This window comes from Prauserella shujinwangii, from assembly GCF_003001955.1.
Taxonomy (GTDB): domain Bacteria; phylum Actinomycetota; class Actinomycetes; order Mycobacteriales; family Pseudonocardiaceae; genus Qaidamihabitans; species Qaidamihabitans shujinwangii.
Map to the genome: position 1 here is coordinate 554,847 of NZ_PVNH01000003.1, position 19,737 is coordinate 574,583.

The 19,737-nt window shown below is 73.5% G+C and carries 23 protein-coding genes; 14 read left to right on the plus strand and 9 right to left on the minus strand.

Features of this window, described 5'->3' with window-relative positions:
• The first annotated feature begins 52 nt into the window (after nt 1–52).
• Nucleotides 53–832, plus strand: coding sequence for a GNAT family N-acetyltransferase (locus tag B0I33_RS09310; RefSeq protein WP_106178141.1), 780 nt, complete (start codon nt 53–55; stop codon nt 830–832).
• Nucleotides 832–1,734, plus strand: coding sequence for a lysophospholipid acyltransferase family protein (locus tag B0I33_RS09315; protein WP_106178142.1), 903 nt, complete (start codon nt 832–834; stop codon nt 1,732–1,734). Before B0I33_RS09310 ends, B0I33_RS09315 begins: the two co-directional genes overlap by 1 nt.
• On the opposite strand, the gene B0I33_RS09320 is transcribed toward B0I33_RS09315, so the two are convergent.
• The gene (locus B0I33_RS09320; RefSeq protein WP_106178143.1) at nt 1,725–3,242 is read right to left on the minus strand and encodes a benzoate-CoA ligase family protein; all 1,518 of its coding nucleotides are present in this window, start codon (nt 3,240–3,242) and stop codon (nt 1,725–1,727) included. The genes B0I33_RS09315 and B0I33_RS09320 overlap by 10 nt on opposite strands.
• Nucleotides 3,239–3,988 carry a creatininase family protein gene (locus B0I33_RS09325; RefSeq protein WP_106178144.1) on the minus strand — a complete coding sequence of 250 codons (750 nt, stop codon included), beginning with the start codon at nt 3,986–3,988 and terminating at the stop codon, nt 3,239–3,241. Before B0I33_RS09325 ends, B0I33_RS09320 begins: the two co-directional genes overlap by 4 nt.
• 18 nt (nt 3,989–4,006) lie before the next feature.
• On the opposite strand from B0I33_RS09325, the gene B0I33_RS09330 reads away from it, so the two are divergent.
• On the plus strand, nt 4,007–4,795 hold the full coding sequence (locus B0I33_RS09330; protein WP_106178145.1) for a tryptophan 2,3-dioxygenase: 789 nt from the start codon (nt 4,007–4,009) through the stop codon (nt 4,793–4,795).
• Nucleotides 4,792–5,955, plus strand: a complete 1,164-nt coding sequence (locus B0I33_RS09335; protein WP_106178146.1) for a kynureninase/PvdN C-terminal domain-containing protein — start codon at nt 4,792–4,794, stop codon at nt 5,953–5,955. The genes B0I33_RS09330 and B0I33_RS09335 overlap by 4 nt, the downstream gene beginning before the upstream one ends.
• A gap of 7 nt (nt 5,956–5,962) precedes the next feature.
• Here B0I33_RS09335 and B0I33_RS09340 read toward each other — a convergent pair whose 3' ends face one another.
• Entirely contained in the window at nt 5,963–6,703 is a 741-nt protein-coding gene (locus B0I33_RS09340; RefSeq protein WP_425440463.1) for an alpha/beta fold hydrolase, read from the minus strand.
• A 190-nt stretch (nt 6,704–6,893) separates the two neighbouring features.
• On the opposite strand from B0I33_RS09340, the gene B0I33_RS09345 reads away from it, so the two are divergent.
• Nucleotides 6,894–7,967 (plus strand): Glu/Leu/Phe/Val dehydrogenase dimerization domain-containing protein, encoded by a 1,074-nt coding sequence (locus B0I33_RS09345; protein ID WP_106178147.1) that lies wholly within the window; start codon nt 6,894–6,896, stop codon nt 7,965–7,967.
• A gap of 72 nt (nt 7,968–8,039) precedes the next feature.
• On the opposite strand, the gene B0I33_RS09350 is transcribed toward B0I33_RS09345, so the two are convergent.
• Both B0I33_RS09350 and B0I33_RS09355 read right to left on the minus strand, forming a co-directional pair.
• A complete protein-coding gene (locus B0I33_RS09350) occupies nt 8,040–8,237 on the minus strand; it encodes a DUF5302 domain-containing protein (protein ID WP_106178148.1) in 198 nt (65 codons plus the stop codon).
• A gap of 91 nt (nt 8,238–8,328) precedes the next feature.
• Nucleotides 8,329–10,242, minus strand: a complete 1,914-nt coding sequence (locus B0I33_RS09355; protein WP_245900516.1) for a VanW family protein — start codon at nt 10,240–10,242, stop codon at nt 8,329–8,331.
• Between the two features lie 249 nt (nt 10,243–10,491).
• Here B0I33_RS09355 and B0I33_RS09360 point away from each other — a divergent pair, with 249 nt between their 5' ends.
• The 3 genes from B0I33_RS09360 to B0I33_RS09370 are packed head-to-tail and all read left to right on the plus strand — an operon-like array spanning nt 10,492 to nt 12,282.
• Nucleotides 10,492–10,743 carry a hypothetical protein gene (locus tag B0I33_RS09360; protein ID WP_106178150.1) on the plus strand — a complete coding sequence of 84 codons (252 nt, stop codon included), beginning with the start codon at nt 10,492–10,494 and terminating at the stop codon, nt 10,741–10,743.
• Between the two features lie 29 nt (nt 10,744–10,772).
• Complete coding sequence (locus B0I33_RS09365) at nt 10,773–11,273, plus strand: metallophosphoesterase family protein (protein ID WP_106178151.1); 501 nt, start codon at nt 10,773–10,775, stop codon at nt 11,271–11,273.
• Between the two features lie 4 nt (nt 11,274–11,277).
• The gene (locus B0I33_RS09370; protein WP_106178152.1) at nt 11,278–12,282 is read left to right on the plus strand and encodes a PHP domain-containing protein; all 1,005 of its coding nucleotides are present in this window, start codon (nt 11,278–11,280) and stop codon (nt 12,280–12,282) included.
• On the opposite strand, the gene B0I33_RS09375 is transcribed toward B0I33_RS09370, so the two are convergent.
• On the minus strand, nt 12,236–12,754 hold the full coding sequence (locus B0I33_RS09375; protein WP_106178153.1) for a GNAT family N-acetyltransferase: 519 nt from the start codon (nt 12,752–12,754) through the stop codon (nt 12,236–12,238). The genes B0I33_RS09370 and B0I33_RS09375 overlap by 47 nt on opposite strands.
• A gap of 188 nt (nt 12,755–12,942) precedes the next feature.
• Here B0I33_RS09375 and B0I33_RS09380 point away from each other — a divergent pair, with 188 nt between their 5' ends.
• From B0I33_RS09380 to priA, 3 genes are read left to right on the plus strand one after another with little or no spacing between them, the layout of a single operon-like run.
• Nucleotides 12,943–14,103, plus strand: coding sequence for an MFS transporter (locus tag B0I33_RS09380; RefSeq protein WP_245900517.1), 1,161 nt, complete (start codon nt 12,943–12,945; stop codon nt 14,101–14,103).
• 57 nt (nt 14,104–14,160) lie between these two features.
• A complete protein-coding gene (gene hisH / locus B0I33_RS09385; protein ID WP_106178154.1) occupies nt 14,161–14,790 on the plus strand; it encodes an imidazole glycerol phosphate synthase subunit HisH in 630 nt (209 codons plus the stop codon).
• Nucleotides 14,791–14,823: 33 nt separating this feature from the next.
• Nucleotides 14,824–15,561: a bifunctional 1-(5-phosphoribosyl)-5-((5-phosphoribosylamino)methylideneamino)imidazole-4-carboxamide isomerase/phosphoribosylanthranilate isomerase PriA gene (priA, locus tag B0I33_RS09390; protein WP_106178155.1), complete on the plus strand. Its 738-nt coding sequence runs from the start codon at nt 14,824–14,826 to the stop codon at nt 15,559–15,561.
• 1 nt (nt 15,562) lies between these two features.
• Here the strand turns inward: priA and B0I33_RS09395 are convergent, their stop codons facing one another.
• Entirely contained in the window at nt 15,563–16,042 is a 480-nt protein-coding gene (locus tag B0I33_RS09395) for an Lrp/AsnC family transcriptional regulator (protein ID WP_245900518.1), read from the minus strand.
• A gap of 70 nt (nt 16,043–16,112) precedes the next feature.
• On the opposite strand from B0I33_RS09395, the gene B0I33_RS09400 reads away from it, so the two are divergent.
• Nucleotides 16,113–17,048 carry a threonine ammonia-lyase gene (locus B0I33_RS09400; RefSeq protein WP_106178156.1) on the plus strand — a complete coding sequence of 312 codons (936 nt, stop codon included), beginning with the start codon at nt 16,113–16,115 and terminating at the stop codon, nt 17,046–17,048.
• Here the strand turns inward: B0I33_RS09400 and B0I33_RS09405 are convergent.
• Together B0I33_RS09405 and B0I33_RS30685 are read right to left on the minus strand one after the other, a co-directional pair.
• On the minus strand, nt 17,030–17,440 hold the full coding sequence (locus B0I33_RS09405; protein WP_106178289.1) for a PPOX class F420-dependent oxidoreductase: 411 nt from the start codon (nt 17,438–17,440) through the stop codon (nt 17,030–17,032). The genes B0I33_RS09400 and B0I33_RS09405 overlap by 19 nt on opposite strands.
• A gap of 17 nt (nt 17,441–17,457) precedes the next feature.
• Entirely contained in the window at nt 17,458–17,580 is a 123-nt protein-coding gene (locus B0I33_RS30685) for a hypothetical protein (protein ID WP_281259356.1), read from the minus strand.
• Nucleotides 17,581–17,611: 31 nt separating this feature from the next.
• On the opposite strand from B0I33_RS30685, the gene B0I33_RS09410 reads away from it, so the two are divergent.
• A complete protein-coding gene (locus tag B0I33_RS09410) occupies nt 17,612–18,316 on the plus strand; it encodes a response regulator transcription factor (RefSeq protein ID WP_106178157.1) in 705 nt (234 codons plus the stop codon).
• On the plus strand, nt 18,313–19,725 hold the full coding sequence (locus tag B0I33_RS09415; protein ID WP_245900519.1) for a sensor histidine kinase: 1,413 nt from the start codon (nt 18,313–18,315) through the stop codon (nt 19,723–19,725). Before B0I33_RS09410 ends, B0I33_RS09415 begins: the two co-directional genes overlap by 4 nt.
• Nucleotides 19,726–19,737 lie beyond the last annotated feature (12 nt).

Consider the following 19,737-nt stretch of genomic DNA (forward strand, 5'->3'; position numbering starts at 1 on the left):
GGTGTCATGACCGGCACCCCTGGCGGTTGCCTCCCGCGGCGACGATCGTCGCATGACGCGGTCACAGCTACTCGTCAGCACTGACCGGGAGGGCGTCGAGCTGCCCGCCGGGGCGCCCCGGTACTCGCTGCTCGTCGCCAACGACAACGACGAGGTCGTCGCCGCCCAGCGGTTGCGCCACCGCGTGTTCGCGGACGAGATGGGCGCCCGGCTGGACTCGCCGCGACCCGGCCTCGACATCGACCCCTTCGACGCGTTCTGCGACCACCTGGTGGTCCGCGACGACAACACCGGCGAGATCGTCGGCACCTACCGGATGCTGCCGCCCGACCGCGCCAGGGAGGCGGGCCGGCTCTACGCCGACACGGAGTTCGACCTCTCCGCCCTCGCCCCCTTGCGCGGCTCGCTCGTCGAGACCGGGCGCTCGTGCGTGGACGCCGCGCACCGCAGCGGCGCCGTCGTGAGCCTGGTGTGGGCGGGCATCGCGCGGTACATGCTGCTGTCCGGGCATCGCTACCTCGCGGGCTGCGCCTCGGTGCCGCTCACCGACGGCGGGGCCTTTGCCGCGGGGGTCTGGGATGTCGTGCGGAGCAGGCACTACGCGCCCGAGTCGGAGCGGGTGGCGCCGCTGCGCCCGTGGCACGACGAGGACGTCGCCCGCCCGGACCGGGCGCTCCTCCCGCCCCTGCTGCGCGGCTACCTCCGCCTCGGCGCCCGCGTGTGCGGCCCGCCCGCCCACGACCCGGACTTCGGCGTCGCCGACTTCTTCGTGCTGCTCGACCTCCAGCAGGTCGACGAGCGGTACCTGAAGTTCTTCCTCGGGATCGGCTGATGACCCATCCCTGGATGCCGGCCTCGCCGTGCGGCCCGGGCTGCCTGGCACCGGGCGCCCCGGCCGTCGGGCCGCTCCGCCGGGCGGTGCGGCTCATCGCGGCCGTGGCCGTGGTCACCTTCGCGTTGCTGGTCGCGCCGCTGCTGTTCGTGGTGCGGCCGGGGGCGCGGGACCGGCTGCTGCGCGGCGTGTTCCGGGGCGTGCTCCGCGCCTTCGGCGTGCGGCTGGTCGTGCACGGCGCGATCGAGGCCGCGGGCCGCGGTGCGCTGGTGGTCAACAACCACATCTCGTGGCTCGACATCGTCGGCGTCAACGCCGTCCGGCCCATGCGCGCGCTCGCCAAGCAGGAGATCGCGGGCTGGCCGGTGCTCGGCGGGCTCGTCACCCGTGCGGGCAGCATCTACCTCGACCGCGAACGGCTCTCCGCCCTGCCCGGCACGATGGCCGAGCTCGCCGCGGCGCTGCGCGGCGGCTCGCTGGTCAGCGTCACCCCCGAGGGCACGACCTGGTGCGGGCGGGCGTCCGGGCGGTTCCGGCCGGCCGCGTTCCAGGCGGCGATCGACGGCGGTGTCCCCGTCCGGCCGGTGGCGCTGCGCTACCGGCTCGCCGACGGCAGGGAGACCACCGAGCCCGCGTTCATCGGGCCCGAGTCGCTGATCGAGTCGCTGCGCCGGGTGCTGCGGCTGCGGGGCCTGGTGCTCGAGGTGTTCGTGTGCCCGGAGATCGCACCCGGCCGGGCGGCCGACCGCCGGGAGCTGGCCGGTCTCGCCGAGGCCGCCGTGCACGCCGCCCTCGGCGTGTCCGCGCTCGGCGCACGCGTTCCCGCGCCGCGCGACGCGGACACGCGTACACAACCGGCGGACACGCGTACGCAACCGGCGGACACGCGGGTTCAGGCGTAGCGGGTGCGCAGGGCCCTGCGGTCCAGCTTGCCGTTGGCGGTGCGCGGCAGCTCGTCGAGGAACCGGATGTCGCGCGGGTACTTGTGCCCGGCCAGCCGCTCGCGGGCGAACTCGGTGAGCCGCTCGGCGGTGAGCGTGGCGCCCTCGCGCGGCACCACGAAGGCCCGCGGGCGCGTCCGGCCGTTCTCGGTGTGACCGACGACGGCGCAGTCGAGGACGTCCGGGTGCGCCAGCAGGCAGTCCTCGATCTCGTTGGGCGCCACGAACATCCCGCCCACCTTGAGCAGGTCGTCGGCGCGGCCGTGGTGGTGGAAGAACCCGTCGGCGTCCCGGCTGAACAGGTCGCCCGTGCGGACCGTGTCGCCGTGGAAGGTCTCCGCCGACTTCTCCGGCGCCCGCCAGTACCGCAGGGCCACGGTGGGGCCGGAGACCTCGAGGATCCCGATCTCCCCGTCGGGCACGTCCGCGCCCGACTCGTCGACGATCCGGGCCGTGTACCCGGGCACCGGGCGGCCCAGGCTGCCGCGCCGGAGGTCACCGGGCCGGTTGGACAGGTAGATGTGGTAGGCCTCCGACGAGCCGATGCCGTCCACGACGGGCACGCCGAAGGCCTCGTCCCACCGCCGGTGCACCTCGGCGGGCAACGCCTCACCCGCCGACGTGCACAGCCGCAGGCAGCTCAGGTCGGCCGAGGCCGCGGCGGGGTGCGCGGCCATCGCCCCCATCATCGTCGGCACGTTCACCAGGATCGTCGGCCGGTGCCGCGCGATCAGCTCGAACAGCCGCTCCGGCGTGGTGCGCTCGCCGAACACGATCCCGCTGCCGCCGACGCCGAACGGGAACATCGCCACGAGGTCGCGGGCATAGCCGAAGAACAGCTTCGGAACGGCCAGCACCACGTCGTCGCCGGTCATCCCGAGCACGTCGAGCGCGTAGCGCCGGAAGCTCTCGACCGGGCTGCGCGCCGGGTGCACGCACGCCTTCGGCTTGCCCGTGCTGCCCGTGGTGAACTTCCAGATCACCACGTCGTCGCGGGTGACCGGGGCGGGGTCGAGCTCGCCGGGAGCCCGCCGCACCATCGTCCAGAACGGACTCTCGCCGGCGCCCAGCAGCTCGTCAGCCACGCCGGCGACGAGCAGCCGGACCGGCCGGGTCATCGCCTGCCGCACCGGGTCGAGCGTCGCCTCGTCGACCACCACGACGTCGGCATCGGTGTACTGGAGGTAGTAGGCGTAGTCCTCCGGCCGCAGGAACGTGTACACCTCGGCGGTCACCGCGCCGATCTTCTGCGCGCCGTACCAGGTGGCCACGAACTCGATCCCGTCGGCGAGGGCGAGCAACACCCTTTGTCCACTGTGGACACCGAGCTCGCGGAGCACGTGCCCGGCCCGGTTCGCCAGCGTGGCCAGCTCCGCGTAGCTCACCCGCTCGTCGCCGCACAGCAGTGCGGTGCGCTCGCCCCGGCCCTCGTCGAGGTTGCGGTCGAGGAAGTACGTCGCGAGGTTCATGCCAGGTCCCGGATCGCCTCGACGAGCATCGTGGTCAGCGTGTCGAACGTGGCCTCCCCCTCGGCGCCGGTGGCCTCGGCTGGCGAGCCGCAGTAGGCCTGCTCCATGCCCATCGCCAGGAAGTCGTCGCGCCCCTCCGCCATGGCCGCGGGCATGTTCACGGGCACCCGGGGCAGCGACCGCATCCGCCCGGTGTCGACGAGGTCGGGCCGTTCGGCCAGCACCAGCGACGTCTCGTAGCGGCCCGCGTGGCACTCGCCGGAGCGGAACTCCTCGGTCAGCCGCAGGGCGTTCGCGCGCCGCACCAGGTCGAGGTGCCCGATCCGGTGCCCGGACAGCGACTCGACCGTGCGCACGGCGCGCCGCAGCGTGGCGACGTGGTCCGGCTCGAAGTGGTTGTTCACCAGCAGCACCCTGGGCAGCCCCTGGTCGGCCAGCGCGGTGCAGACGTCGACGACCAGCGCGTGCAGGGTCTCGGCCCCGATGTGGACGGCCCCCGCGAACGCCGCCGCGTACCGGGTCACGCCGTAGGACAGCGGCGGCAGGATGAGCACCCGCACGTCCGGGTCGTCGGCGAGCCGGGCGGCGGTCCGCTCGCACATGCCCAGGGAGATCAGTGGATCCGTGCCGAGCGGCGCGTGCGGGCCGTGCGGCTCCACCGCCCCCACCGGCAGCAGCAGCACCGGGACCCGCGAGGACTCCCGCAGGGCCGCCACCTGCGGTGAGGACAGCTCGGCGAAGTGCACGGACCTAAGCTACCCACCATGACCGACAGCGACCAGCACGCGGCACTGACCTACTCGTCGTATCTCGCGCTGGACGAGGTACTGGGCGCACAACGCCCGCGCTCCGAGGAGCACGACGAGATGCTCTTCATCGTCATCCACCAGGTGTACGAACTGTGGTTCAAGCAACTGCTGCACGAACTGGCCTACCTGCAGCGGCGGCTGGAGGACGGCGACACCCCGCACGCGGTGCGCACCCTGCGCCGGGTGCTGACGATCCTCAAGGTGGTGGTCGCGCAGATCGACGTGCTGGAGACGATGACGCCGAGCCAGTTCGCCAGCTTCCGCACGCGGCTGGACGCCGCGAGCGGGTTCCAGTCCGGGCAGTTCCGGGAGCTGGAGGCCGTGCTCGGCAGGCGCGACCGGCGGGTGTTCGAGCACTACCCCGAGGGCACCGGGGCCCGGGAGCGCATCGCGGCCGCCATGGCGCGCCCCTCCCTGTTCGACTCCTTCGTCGCCTATCTCGCGGCCCACGGCTACCCCGTCCCGGCGCGGCGGGACGTCGAACGGCCGCTGGAGCCCTCGCCCGAGCTGCAGCGCGTGCTGCTGCGGGTCTACCGCGACGACGCGGGTCCCGCGACCGTGTGCGAGCACCTGGTGGACCTCGACGAGGGCGTGCAGGAATGGCGCTACCGGCACGTGAAGATGGTCGAGCGCACGATCGGGGACAAGGCCGGAACCGGCGGCTCCTCCGGCGCCGCCTACCTGCGCACGACGCTGTCCAGCCCGGTCTTCCCCGATCTGTGGGCCGTGCGGAGCGAGCTGTGAACGACCTGGCGAGGCACTACTCGCGGTTCCGGGTGGCCGAACGGCTGCTGCTCACCGGGCACTCGCACCAGGCGTGGCCGGACGTGGCGCGGGAGGGCCAGCTGGAGGCCTTCGACGACGCCGCCCGCGACGTCGACGCCAAGTGGGCGGCGGCGTTCGCCAAGGCAGAGGAGGTCCGCGAGGGGTTCCGCGTCTTCCTCGGCGAGCCGGGCGCGGAGCTGGCGCTGGGAGCGAACACCCACGAGCTGCTCGTGCGCCTGCTCTCCGCGCTCGACCTGCGTTCCCGGCCGCGGCTGGTGACCACCGACGGCGAGTTCCACACCGTCCGCCGCCAGCTCGCCCGGCTCGCCGAGGAGGGCGTCGAGGTGGTCCGGGTGCCCGCCGAGCCGGCGGGCACGCTGGCCGAGCGGCTCGCCGCCGAGGCCGACGACCGCACCGCCGCCGTCCTGGTGTCCCGGGTGCTGTTCGCGACGGCGCGGCTGGTGCCCGGGCTCGGCGACCTCGCGGCCGCATGCGCGCGCCGGGGGACGGAGCTGGTCGTGGACGCCTACCACGCCCTCGGAGCGGTGCCGATGTCCGTGCCGGGCGAGGGGCTGGCCGGCGCGTGGGTCCTCGGCGGCGGTTACAAGTACCTGCAGCTCGGGGAGGGCAACTGCGTGCTGCGGCTGCCCGGGCACGCGCGGGAGCTGCGGCCGGTGGTCACCGGCTGGTTCGCCGAGTTCGGCGCGCTCGCCGACGCCGGGCGTCCGGAGCGGGTGGCCTACGCGGCGGGTGGCGACCGGTTCGCGGGCGCCACCTACGACCCGACGAGCCACTACCGGGCGGCGCGGGTGTTCCGGTTCTTCGCCGAGCAGCACCTCACGCCGCTGCGGCTGCGTGACGTGTCACTGCGGCAGACGGAACGCCTCGCGCGGCGGTTCGACGAACTGGACCTGCCGGAGGACGTGGCGACGCGCGACCGGGACACCCCGCGATCCGGTTACGGCGGGTTTCTGGCGGTGCGCTGCCGGGACGCCGCGGGGGTGTGCGCCGCGCTCGCCGAGCGCGGGGTGCACACCGACAGCAGGGGCGACTACCTGCGCTTCGGTCCCGCGCCGTACCTGTCCGACACCCAGCTCGACGAGGCGATGGCCGCGCTGGGTGACGTCGTGAGTGCATAACGTGGTGCTAACCACGTTCTTCGCTCACGAGCCGGTCCAGCACGGGTAGCAGGGCGGCCGGGTCCTCCACGTGCGCGTTGTGCCCGAGGCCGGGCAGGACGACGTGGTCGGCGCGCAGGTCCCACAGGTGCTCGACGGGGCACATCGGGTCGTGCTCGCCCGCCGCGAGCACCACGTCCGCCCTGGCCGCACCGAGCAGTCCCGGCATGTCCGGGGCGCCGACGCCGAACGCGCCCTGGTCCAGCGCCAACCTCCAGGCGCCGTCGCCGCCGGTCACGCCGGCCCGTGCGGCGGGGGAGCCGGCGGCGACCAGGTCCGTCAGGCCGGACACGCGCAGCCACCGGCGCACCGCCTCCTCGCGCGTGCCGAAGCTGCGTGCGGGGGCCGCGGCGAGCTCCCCGGCCTTGGCCAGCTCGGCCGCCGACCAGCGCACCTTGATCCCCAGCCCGCAGGCGGCCATGACCCGCACGCCGAACCAGCCGGAAGCCAGGGTCAGCGCGAGCGCGCCACCCAGGGAGTGCCCCAGCACCGCCACCGGCCGATCCCGCGGCAGCCGCTCCGCGAGGGCCGCCGCCATGGCACCGAAGGAGTATCTCGGCAGCGGGGCGGCGGCTCCGTGTCCCGGCAGGTCGGGGGCCAGCCAGTCGCCGGGCCAGCGTTGCGGCAGGAGCTCGCCGAGGCCCTGCCACACGTGCCGGTTGCCGCCGAGACCGTGCAGGAGCAGCAACAGCGGCGGCGCGGATCGCACTCGGGTCACGGCGGGATCTTCCCATCCCAACGTTCGCGCGTCAGTGGTGGCGTTCGGTGGTCCGGGGGAATAGGTTCGGCCCCAGCGGAGATCACGCGGAAACACCCTTCCGCGCTCACCGCGTATCCGGCAGGCACCGCCGGCGGGCGACCACAAGCCGCGCGCCGGGGCTGACAAAGGAGTCACCACCGTGACCGAAGGTGTATTCGGCCGCGACAGCGGCCATGAGCAGGTTGTCTTCTGCCACGACGCCCACACCGGGCTGCGGGCGATCATCGCGGTGTACTCGACCGCGCTCGGGCCCTCCCTCGGCGGCACCCGTTTCCACCCCTACGCGACGGAGAGCGACGCGCTCGACGACGTGCTCGCCCTGTCGAAGGGCATGGCCTACAAGAACGCGCTGGCCGGGCTGGACCTGGGCGGCGGGAAAGCCGTCATCATCGGCGACCCGAAGACGCTGAAGTCCGAGGCGCTGCTGCGGGCCTACGGCCGCTTCGTGCAGTCGCTCGGTGGCCGCTACATCACGGCGTGCGATGTCGGCACCTACGTCGCCGACATGGACGTCATCGCCCGCGAGACCCGGTTCGTCACCGGGCGGTCCCGCGACGAGGGCGGCGCGGGCGACTCGTCGGTGCTCACCGCGTTCGGCGTCTTCCAGGGCATGCGGGCCTCCGCCGAGCACCTGTGGGGCAGCCCCGAGCTGCGCGGCAGGCGCGTCGGCGTCGCGGGCGTCGGCAAGGTCGGGCACATCCTCGTCGGTCACCTCGTGGAGGCCGGCGCGGAGGTCGTGGTCACCGACGTCGCCGAGGAGGCGATCGACCGCGTGCGGCGGGCGCACCCCGGCGTCGAGACGGTCCCGGACGCCGACGCGCTCGTGCGGGCGGACCTGGACATCTACGCGCCGTGCGCGCTGGGCGGTGCCCTCGACGACGCGACCGTGGACGTGCTGCGCGCGCGGATCGTGTGCGGCGCGGCCAACAACCAGCTCGCGCACGCGGGGGTCGAGAAGCAGCTGGACGAGAAGGGCATCCTGTTCGCGCCCGACTACCTCGTGAACTCCGGTGGTGTCATCCAGGTCAGCGACGAGCTGCACGGCTTCGACTTCGAGCGGGCGAAGCGCAAGGCGGGCACGATCTACGACACCGCGAAGGCGGTGTTCGCGCTGGCCGCCGACGAGGGCGTGCCCCCGGTGACGGCCGCGGACCGCCTCGCCGAGCGCCGCATGGCCGAGCTGCCGCGGCTGCGCTCGATCCACACCGGCTGAGTCCAGACGGCAGTGAATGGCACATCGCCAGCGTTGAACGCAGGGAATGTGCCATTCACTGCCCGGCGGGCCTCAGCCGCTCTTGCGGCGGAAGCTGCGCTTGTGCGCGGCGGGGCCGTGGGCGTGCCCGGCCTTGGAGCCGAGGTCGTCATGGGCCGTGCCCGCCTTGGCCTTCGCCTGCTTGCGCTCCAGCGCCTCCCGGAACCGGCGCTTGACGTCGTCGTCCGGGGCGCCGCCCTCGGGCTCCGCCGATGGTGCCTGCTCTGCCATGCGAACCTCCGAGGTCACCAGGCCACCGCCTGTACGGATGCCCAGCTTGGCACGCGGGCGCCCCGCGGGCCACCGAGATAACCGGGTGGCGCTACTTGCAGACCACCTTGTCCCTCGGGTTGTACACGACCGTGCGCGGCTCGCGCCGGACGACCTCCCCGCTGTCCGCGTCGCGGATGATCCGGGTGTCGGTGACGGTGAAGCCCTCGGCGCCGCCACTCGGGTGGCAGTTCTCCTTCGGCCCTTCCGTGGTGCCGGGCGGCACGATGTTGGTGCGCTCGCCGGTCACGGACTCGACCTCGTAGTGCTTGGTGCCCCACAGCCGCACCGTGATGCTGGACGGTGTCCAGATCGTCTGGATCGCCACCCCGGTGGGGGTGTTGTTGGTGAACTTCAGGTCGATGACGCTGGAGCCGTCGGGGTTCTGGAACACCGTCGCCTCGCGCCCCATCGGGTACCGGCTGATGTAGTAGCTGTGCTCGCGGTGGCCGGCGTCGGTCATGCCCGCGAAGTACGACGCGTTGTAGAGCGTGGTGGCGAACTGCGAGATGCCGCCGCCGACGGCCTCCCCGGGCTGGCCGTTCTCGATGATCCCCGCGGGCACGTACCCCTGCGCGGTGCCGCGCGGACCGGTGTGGCCGTTGAGGCTGAACGTCTCGCCCGGCTTGACGATCGCGCCGTCGACCTCCTCCGCGACCACCCGGATGTTGACGCCGGAGTCCGGCGCGAAGCCCCCGGTGGTGAACTCGCTGATCACCTCGTTGATGCCGAGCTTGTTGGCCTCCTCGGTGGTGACCTTGGCCGGCTTCTTCTCGTACACGGCGTCCAGCTCGCGGCCTTCGGTCTTCTTGAGCACGTCCAGCAGCGGCTTGAGGGTCTTGTCCCACTTGATGACGTTGCCCTCCTGCGAGGGCACCACCGTGGGCTCGCCGCCCTCGAACACGATCTCGGCGTCCTTGCCCTCCTGCTCCGTGGAGGCCAGTTCCGGCTGGACGCCCGCGATGATCTTCTTCCGGTCCAGCTGCGGCTTGAGCGTGTCCTTCTCCGCCTTGAAGGACAGCCCCGCCGCGATCTCCTCGGGTTCGAGGGTGCCGTCCTTGCCCTCGCCGTGCACGATCACGGGGCCGGAGACCGCGGGCTTCGCGATCTGCTCCAGAGCCGTCCGCACCGCCTCCGCGGTGACCTGGACGGGCGTCTCCCGCACGGGCAGCGTGACCGGGCCGCCGGAGGCCCACTGGCCGATGATGGCCGCCTTCGCGCCCTCGGCGTCCAGCTCCTGGCCCTGCTTCGGCTCCACCGGAACCGGCGTGGCGCCCTCGAAGGTCACGTTGCCCTCGACGGGCTCGCGGTCGATGGTGCCGCGCAGCTCGGCGATCGCGTTGTCGAGCTGGTTGGGCTCCGCCTGCGTGACGACGCCGACCTCACGCGTGGTGAAGAACGACGTGATCCGGGTGATCGGGTTCAGTGGCTGGTCGCCTGCCTGCTCGAGCGTCGCCGACCAGTCCAGGCCGAGCCCGGCGGCCTTCGGGTCGAACGAGTCCTCGACCGCACCGGCGACGTACCGCACCGGCTCGGTGAGCCTGGGCTCGATCTCCGCGCGCAACTTCTCCTCGGCGTCGTGCTGGCTCATGCCACCGACCTCGACACCGGTCACCGTGACCCCGCGCGGCACGGAGCCCTGGGTCACCAGCAGGTCGATGCCGTAGACGAGGGCGAGAACGCCGAACACGGCGCCCGCGATGATCGCGGGCTTGCGGAACCGGTTGCGGGCGGCCGGTTCCTGGCCGTCCGGTCCCGGCGTCGCGGCGATCCGTTCGGTGGCCCCCGGGTGCGCCGGGTGGAACTGCTGCGTCGCGAGGCTGTCCGCGGAGAAGTTCTGGGTGGCCTCGGTGGCGTTGTGCGCATGACCCTGGTGCGCGTACCCCTGGCCGGGACGTGCCTGCACAGCAGGAAGCACGTCCGTCTGTTCGTTGTGCGACTCGGGCCACTGGCGATCCTGTGGCAAGGCAACCCTCCACGTCCGACGGCTCATGGGCCAGGACTCCCAGGTCAAGATACGTTGCCCGGCGCGGGTGCCCCGCAGCCGCCCCGCCGCTGGTGACGCCGCCCGCGTCCGCGCTGGTCAGCGGCTCCCGCCGGGCGCCCGACCGGTCGTTTCGCCCGCCGCCCGCACCGGTGGCGGGAACATACCGATTCGATCTCGAACAGGTGGGGTATCCGCCTCGGCGACCAGGCGAGACGAAGGAGCGCGGACATGCGGATCACCGGCGACGACGTGCGGGCCCTGCTGGAGTCCGACCTGCCCGGATCGACGCTGGTCGTCCACGAGGGCAGGCCGACGCTGCTCGGCGGGGACGACCTGGGGTCCGATCGCTACGCTGGAGCACTCGTCGTCGTCTCCCGCGACGACCTGCGCAGGCAGATCGGCGACCGGCAGCTGTCGGAGCGGGACTTCGACGAGCTGGCGGCCGGGCTGGAGGCGGCGGTGTCCAACCTCGGGGGCTGACAGCCGGCGGATTCCGAAGGGGGTCGAGCGTGCGCCTGCTCGTCGTGGCGGACACCCACGTGCCCCAGCGTGCCAGGAAACTGCCCGACCGGATCTGGGCGGAGGTCGGCGCGGCCGATGTCGTGGTGCACGCGGGCGACTGGGTGGACGTGCGGCTCCTCGACGAACTGGAGGCGGCCGCGCGCAGGGTGATCGGGGTGTACGGCAACAACGACGGGCCCGAGCTGCGGGCCCGGCTGCCGGAGGTGGCCAGGGCGGAGCTGGCCGGTCTCCGGCTGGCGGTCGTGCACGAGACCGGGCCGGCGAAGGGCCGCGAGCGGCGGTGCGAACGGGATTTCTCCGGCACGGACGTGCTCGTCTTCGGGCACAGCCACATCCCGTGGGACAGCGTCACCCCCGGCGGTCTGCGGCTGCTCAACCCCGGGTCGCCCACCGACCGCCGCAGGCAGCCGCACTGCACGTACCTGACGGCGACGGTGGCGGACGGCGCCCTCACCGGCGTCGAGCTGCACGCGCTGCCGAGGAGCTGACGCCGTGGACCCCGTGCGCGTGCTGCGCCAGATCGCCCTCGAGCTGGAACGGGTCGGGGAACCGGGCTATCGGGTTCGCGCGTTCCGGAAGGCCGCGACCGTGGTGGCCGGGCTGTCCGGCGACGAGCTGGCCGAGCGGGTCCGCGCGGGAACGCTCACGTCGCTGCCGGGCATCGGGAAGACCACCGCGGCCATCGTCGCCGACGCCGTGGCCGGCCGGGAACCGGACTACCTGGCGAGGCTCACCGGCAGGCCGGGGGAGGAGCTGCCGGACGGCGGCCCGCTGCGGTCGGCGTTGCGCGGCGACTGTCACACCCACTCGGACTGGTCGGACGGCGCCAGCCCGATCGAGGAGATGGCCGAGGCCGCGATCGCGCTCGGCCACGACTGGATGGTGCTCACCGACCACTCGCCGCGGCTGACCGTCGCGAACGGGCTGAGCGCCGACCGGTTGCGGCGGCAGCTCTCCGTGGTGGCCGGCCTCAACGAGCGGCTCGCCCCGTTCCGCGTGCTCACCGGCATCGAGGTGGACATCCTCGACGACGGCGCGCTCGACCAGGACCCCGGGCTGCTGGCGGAACTGGACGTCGTGGTCGCCAGCGTGCACTCGAAGCTGCGGATGGCCGCGCCCGAGATGACCGAGCGCATGCTCACCGCCGTGGCGAACCCGCGGGTGAACGTGCTGGGCCACTGCACGGGACGGCTCGTCAAGGGCAGGGGCAGGCCGGAGTCCGCGTTCGACGCCGAGGCCGTGTTCACCGCCTGCCGGGAGCACGACGTGGCCGTGGAGATCAACTCCCGGCCGGAACGGCTGGACCCGCCGCGCAGGCTGCTCCGGCTGGCCCGCGAACTCGGCTGCCGGTTCGCCATCGACAGCGACGCCCACACGCCGGGTCAGCTCGGCTGGCAGCCCTACGGCTGTGTGCGGGCGGCGGAGTGCGGTGTCGGCGCCGAGGACGTGGTCAACACCATGTCCGCCGCCGAGCTGGTGGCCTGGGCTCGCCCGTGAGCGCCTTCTCGAACCAGTGGTCGGCGTAGGGGCCGTCGTGGTAGGCGTCGATCTCCCGGTAGCCGAGCCGGACGTACAACCGGCGTGCCTCCACGAGGTCGTGCCGCGTGTCGAGGCGGACCAGCCGGGCCCCGAGCGACCGCGCCGCCTCCTCGGCCGCCAGCACGAGCGTGCCGCCCAGGCCCCGCCCGCGCAGTCCCGGCTCGGTGAACACGCGGGTCAGCTCCGCGACGTCGGGTTCGAGGAGACGTACTCCCGCGCAGCCGACCGGGTGGCCAGCCTGCCGGGCCACCAGCAACAGGCCGGTGGGCGACACGAGGTCGTCGCTCGGCTCCGCGGCGAGCGCGGCGGCCAGTTCCGCGTCCGTCACCGGGCGGCCGAGGTAGCGGCTCGCGATGTCGGTGAAGTACCGGCGGAGGATGGTGCCTGCGTCCGGGTGGTGCGGCGGCACCGGTTCGATGGTCCAGTCCACCCCGCGATGATCGCCGGTGTGTCCAGCGCTTTCCGGATCCGCTCGCCGGGTACGGCACCGGCCGGGCAGCGGGATGCCGGAGGCCACGGCGTGCCCGGCGAGCGCGGGCCGCGATTCCGGCCACGTTTCTCCCCGCGCGACCGGCTGTTCGGTGGACAGAACAGGTACGCCCGTACTAGAACGGGTGGGTGCCCTCGTCCTCCTCGCTCGCCGGGGCGCAGCAACCCTCCCCACTGCGCAACCGCGGCTTCAGCCTCATGCTGCTGGCCTCGCTGGCGGCCTTCTTCGGCTACGCGCTGCTGTTGCCCGTCGTCCCGCTCTGGGCCGTGCGCCAGGGCGCGGGCGCGTTCGCCGCGGGAGCGGCCACCGGGGTGTTCATGGGCAGCACCGTGGCCGCCCAGTTCGCCGTCCCCGCGTTCGTCCGCCGGTTCGGCTACCGGGCCGGGCTGCTGTGGGGTGCGCTGCTGGTCGGCGCTCCCGCGCCGCTGCTCATCGTCGCGACCAGCGCGCCGTCGATCCTCGCCATCTCCCTGGTCCGCGGGCTCGGCTTCGGGCTGCTCACCGTGTGCGGCAGCGCGCTGATCGCCGAGCTGCTGCCCACCGGTTCGCTGGCCAGGGGCGCGGGGCTGCACGGGCTCGCGGTGGGCGTCCCGCAGCTGCTCGGCCTTTCGGTGGGCACGGCGATCGCGGAGCACTGGGCCTTCCCGCCGGTGTTCCTGCTGGCCACGGCGCTGCCCGCGGTGGCGCTGGTGCCGACCCTGCTGCTGCCGAAGGTGTTCCCGCGGTACCAGCGGCGCGGTCGGGGCGGCCTGCGTTCCCTGGCGGGCGCGACCTGGGCACCGTGGGCGGTGATGCTGGCGGTCTCCACCGGCTTCGGAGCGCTCACCACCTTCCTGCCGATCGCGCTGGAGAACGCGACGGCCGCCGCCGTGGCGCTGTTCCTGGCTCCCGGCGCGGCCATGCTCACCCGATGGCTGGCCGGCCAGCTGGGTGACCGGCTCAGCGGCCCGGGCCGGATGCTCCCCGCGGCGCTCGCGGTGTCCGCCGCCGGGCTGCTCGGCGTCGCGGTGTGGACGGCCGAGCCCGTGCTCGCCGTCGTCGCGGTGACGGCGTTCGGCGCGGGCTTCGGCGTGGTGCAGAACGACTCGCTGGTCACCATGTTCGCCCGTTCCCCGGCGGGGCAGGCCAGCATGGTCTGGAACGTCGCGTTCGACGCGGGGACCGGGCTCGGTGCGGTCGCGGTGGGAGCCATCGTGTCGGGCACGAGCTTCCCCGTGGCCTTCGGTCTGGTCGCCGTGTCGGCTTTCGCGCTGCTCCCCGTCGCGATCCGCGCCCGCCACCCCCGTTGACCGACGGCGGCGAAAACCCGGTGCGCTCGGGCGTCGGCGACGGATTAGCCTGGAGGTGTGCCTCGCGTCGTGATCCTGGACTACGGTTCCGGCAACCTCCGCTCCGCCGAGCGCGCCGTGCAGCGCGCCGGCGCCGACGTGGAGGTCACCGCCGACCATCGCGCCGCGCTGGCGGCCGACGGCCTGGTGGTGCCGGGCGTCGGGGCGTTCGCCGCCTGCATGGAGGGCCTGCTCTCCGTCGGCGGCGAGAAGATCATCGGCACGCGCCTCGCCGGGGGCAGGCCCGTGCTCGGCATCTGCGTCGGCATGCAGATCCTGTTCGAGCGGGGCGTCGAGCACGGGGTGACCGCCGAGGGCACCGGCGAGTGGCCGGGCACGGTCGAACGCCTGCACGCCGACGTCCTGCCGCACATGGGGTGGAACACGGTGCGCGCCCCCGAGAGCTCCGGGCTGTTCGCCGGTCTCGACGCGGACACCCGGTTCTACTTCGTGCACTCCTACGCCGTCCGCAAGTGGGAGCTGGACTCGGGGCTCGCCGGTCAGCAACCCACGGTGACGTGGGCCCACCACGGGGAGGACTTCGTCGCCGCCGTGGAGAACGGGCCGCTGTGGGCCACCCAGTTCCACCCGGAGAAGTCCGGGGACGCGGGAGCGCAGCTGCTCCGGAACTGGCTCCGCACCCTGTGAACCGGCGGAACCGCCCGCTCCTATAGTGGCCCCGTGACCTTCACCCTCCTTCCCGCCGTCGACGTGGCCGATGGCCAGGCCGTCCGCCTCGTGCAGGGCGAGGCCGGCACCGAGACCTCCTACGGCTCCCCGCTGGAGGCCGCGCTGTCCTGGCAGCGGGACGGTGCCGAGTGGATCCACCTGGTCGACCTCGACGCCGCGTTCGGCAAGGGCTCCAACCGTGAGCTGCTCGCCGAGGTCGTCGGCAAGCTCGACGTGCACGTGGAGCTCTCGGGCGGCATCCGTGACGACGCGTCGCTCGAGGCGGCCCTCGCCACCGGCGCGCGCAGGGTGAACCTCGGCACCGCCGCGCTCGAGGATCCGGAGTGGAGCGCGAAGGTCGTCGCCACCCACGGCGACCGCGTCGCGATCGGCCTGGACGTGCGGATCACCGAGGCCGGGCACCGGCTCGCCGCCCGCGGCTGGACACGCGACGGCGGCGACCTCTGGGAGGTCCTCGACCGCCTCGACCAGGACGGCGCGCAGCGCTATGTCGTGACCGACGTCAGCAAGGACGGCACGCTGCGGGGGCCGAACCTCGACCTGCTGCGCGAGGTCACGGCCCGCACCGACGCGGCCGTGATCGCGTCCGGTGGTGTGTCCAGCGTCGACGACCTGCGCGCGCTCGCCACCCTCGCCCGCGACGGGGTGGAGGGCGCGATCGTCGGCAAGGCGCTCTACGCGGGCGCGTTCACGCTGCCCGAGGCCCTCGCCGCGGTCGCGGAGGCCTGACCTACTCCTCCGGCAGCGGCAGCGCGAGCCCGCGCTTGATCGTCTCGACCGCGGGCAGCGTGTCGTACCTGCGGACGTTGGGGTCGCCGAGGAACAGCCGTTCGGAGAGCGCGCGGCTCTCGGCCAGCCCCTCGGTGACGTGCACGACGACGTAGTCCCACTGGCCCGCGATGCTGTAGCACTGCTGCACGCGGGGTTCGGCCAGCATCCGAGCGTGGAACGCGGCGTGCAGGGCGGCCGACTCGCGGTCGAGCGCGACGAGCACGATCGAGGGCATCGCCCCGCCGAGCACGCGGGGGTCGAGCACGGCGACCTCGCCCCGCAGGAGGCCGGACGTGCGGTAGCGGGTGAGCCGGCGCTGCACCGCGCTCGCCGAGAGGCCCACCTCCTCCCCGAGTTCGTGCAGTCCACGCGTGGAGTCGGCCTGGATCAGCGTGAGCAGGTGGCGGTCGATGTCGTCGAGTGGAATGGGACGAGGCACGCAAGAATTTTGCGTCGCGGCGCGAGAACTTTCAATCGGCGTCACCGCGTTCCGGTCTAGCGTCGCGGGCATGACCGATCTCGATCTCAGCGCCGACCGCATCGCCGAGGCCGCCAAGGTGGTCGACCCGCTGTTCCGTGACACGCCGCAGTACGTCGACGGGCAACTGGCCGCCGCGCTCGGCCGCACCGTTGTGACCAAAGTGGAGACCCTCAACCCGTTGCGCAGTTTCAAGGGCAGGGGGATGGACTTCCTGGCGCGGGACATCCCGCCCGGGACGCGGCTGGTGTGCGCTTCGGCGGGCAACTTCGGGCAGGCGGTGGCCTACGCCGCGCGCAAGTACGGGCTGCACGCGCACGTCTTCGTGGCCCGCGACATCAGCCAGGTGAAATCGCGCCGCATGGCGGCGCTCGGCGCACGAGTATCCACAGTGGATGGTGACGAGAAGGCGGCGGCCACCGAGTACGCCGAGCGGCATCCGGACGCCCGGCTCGTCGTGGACGGCAGGGAGCCCGCGATCGCCGAGGGTGCGGGCACGATCGGCGTGGAGCTGCTGGAGACGCCCGGGATCGACACCGTCGTCGTTCCGGTCGGTGACGGGGCGCTGATCAACGGCGTGGCGTGCTGGCTGAAGACCCACGCGCCCTCGGTGCGCGTCGTCGGGGTGGGCGCGGAGGGGGCGCCGAGCTTCGCCCGCAGCTGGCGGGAGGGAACGGTGGTGACGGAGCCGGGCGGCGGCTCGTTCGCGGCGGGCATCAACGTCCGCAGGCCGCTGCCGGAGTCGGTCGCGCGCGCCAGGCGCCTGGTGGACGACATGGTCCTCGTCGACGACGCGGCGATCCTGCGCGCGATGCGGCTGGCCGCGCGGACACTCGGCGTGCTCCTCGAGCCCGCGGGTGCCGCGGGGCTCGCGGCCATCGCCGAGCACGATCTGCCGGGCGGGCTGATGGCGACGGTGCTCACGGGCGCCAACCTCGACCCGGCGCGCTACCCCGAGCTGCTGTGATCGCCTGCCGGGGCCAGCTCGACCGCGATGCCCACGGTGCGCTGCCTGCCGCCGCGCAGCCTGCTGAAGAACATCGTCACGTGCCCGACCAGGCCGTACTCCCGCGCGATCGCGGCCCGGGCCCGGTCGCTGCCCTCGTCGTCCAAGATCCGCGCGGTGCCGGGCACGGTCGGCCCGTGCGTCCTGCGGCCACGGAGGTCGCACGCCGTCACCTCCACCCGGGGGTCGCGCCGGATGCGCTTGACCTTGCCCGCGGCGCGCTCGCTGAAGACCACGAGCCGGTCGCCGTCGCGGGCGGACCACACCGGGGTGGGCACGGGATCGCCGTTCTTCCGGAACGTCGTCAGCAGCACGTACTTCTCGCGGCGCAGCCGCTCCAGCTCGTCGGGCATGGCCTCAACGTAGCCGGTCACGCCAGACCGCCGCCGGTGCGTCGCCGCGCCGGCGACCGGCGCGAGTGGTGCGCGGCCCGCACCGCGATGTCCCGCCCGAGGGCACCGCTGACCTCGTCGTCCCCCGGCATCCGCGCCACGACCGGCACCTCAGGCCACTACAGTGCGGGTATGTCGCGGATCTTGCTGGTGGAGGACGACGACGCGCTCGCCGAGGCGTTCTCGCTCGCGCTCACCGGGCTGGGGCACGACGTGGCGCTCGCCGGAACCGGGGAGCACGCGCTCGCGACACTGTTCGACGACGGCAGGGAGATCGCGAACACGGACGTGGTCCTGCTCGACGTGATGCTCCCCGGCATCGACGGATTCGAGGTGTGCCGCCGGATCCGGACCCGCAGTACGGTGCCGGTGATCCTGCTGACCGCACGCGGCGACCCGATCGACGTCGTGGTGGGGCTGGAGGGTGGTGCGGACGACTACGTGGTCAAGCCCACCGAGCCGAGGGTCGTCGACGCGAGGATGAAGGCGGTGCTCCGGCGGGCGGCGGCCGCGCCGCCGCCCGCCGCCGAGACCCGGATCCTGACCGTCGGCGACCTGGAGATCGATCCGGTCGCGATGATCGTGCGCCGCGACGGCTCCGAACTGCACCTCACCGCCACCGAACTGCGGCTGCTGATCGAGTTCGCCGAGCATCCGGGTCAGGTGCTGAGCAGGCCGACCCTGCTGAAGCGCGTGTGGGACTACGGCTTCGCCGGGGACTCCCGCCTCGTCGACGCCGCGGTGGCGAGGTTGCGGGCGAAGATCGAACCGGATCCGGGTAACCCGGTGCTGTTGCGTACCGTGCGCGGCCTCGGCTACCGCCTGGCCGGACCGTGAGGTGGCGGGCCCGGCTCGGGCTGCGAGCCCGGATCGCGCTCGCCGTCGTGCTCGTCACCACCACGGCCACCGCCGCCATGGCGCTGGCCGCGTACCGGCTGCAGGCCGACCAGGCGAGGGACCGGTTCGTCGCGGCCGCCACGGCCGGAATCCGGTCCGACCTGACCCAGGCGCGCAACCGGCTCGTCTCGGTCGAGGGCGAGGTGAACCGCATCGAGGTCGTCGCGCTCTACATGCGCGACCGGCTCGGGCTCGGGTGGTCCGTCTTCGACCTCGACGCGGACCTTCCCGGGCAGCCGGAGGTGCCACCGGGCCAGGTCCTCCCCGGCGGGGGAACCGTGGCCGCCCCGCTCGACGAAACACTGGTCGACCGGGGCGGCTCCGCCGAGATCACGGTCGGCGGGACGCCGATGCTCGTGCTCACCGGCGAGGTGGTCCCTGGCCTGGTGCTGGCCGAGTACTACTCGCTGGCGCGGCTGGAGGGCGACCTCGCCAGGCTGCGGTGGGTGCTCACCCTGATCGCGCTCGGCGTCGCGGCGCTCGGGGTGCCCGCCGCGACGGTGGCCGCGCGGCGGATCCAGCGCCCGGTCCGCGAGGTCGCCCGGGCCGCGCGTGAGCTCGGGGACGGCACCCTTGAGACGCGGGTTCCCGTCCAGGGGCGGGACGAGCTCGCCGACCTCTCCCGCGCGTTCAACGCCATGGCGGTCCGCGTCGGCGAATCGATCGAGCAGCTGCGCGACAAGGACCGGCAGCAGCGCCGGTTCGTCGCCGACGTGGCGCACGACCTGCGCACGCCCGTGGCGGCGATGGTGGCTGCGGCCGACGGGCTCGAGCACGCCGGCACCGGTTCACCGGCCCGGTCGGCCCGGTTGCTCGGTGCGCAGTCCCGCCGGCTCGCGCGGCTGGTCGACGACCTGCTGGAGATCTCCCGGTTCGACGCGGGCGTCGCGGAGCTGCTCCCCGAGCGGGTCCGGCTCGGGGAGCTGGCGGCCGAGGCGGCCGACCTCGTGGCGAGTGGAGCGGACGTGACCGTCCGCGCCTCCGGTGACGACGAGGTGACCGGCGATCCACGGAGGCTGCTCACCATCGTGCGGAACCTGCTCGCGAACGCGGTGCGGCACGGCGCGGAGCCGATCACGGTGACCGTCGACGGCTCGGCGCCGGACACCGTGACGCTGCGCGTGGCCGACTCCGGCGCCGGGGTTCCGGAGGAGCTGTTGCCGGTCCTGTTCGACCGCTTCGTGCGTGCGGACCGTTCCCGGCGCTACACCGAGGGCAGTGGTCTCGGGCTGGCGATCGCCAGGGAGAACGCGCTCGCCCACGGCGGCCACCTCGAGGTGCACAACGACGGCGGTGCGGTGTTCACCCTCACCGTGCCGCGCGGCTCGGGGTGGGAGGAACGTGGATAGCGCGGCGTCTCC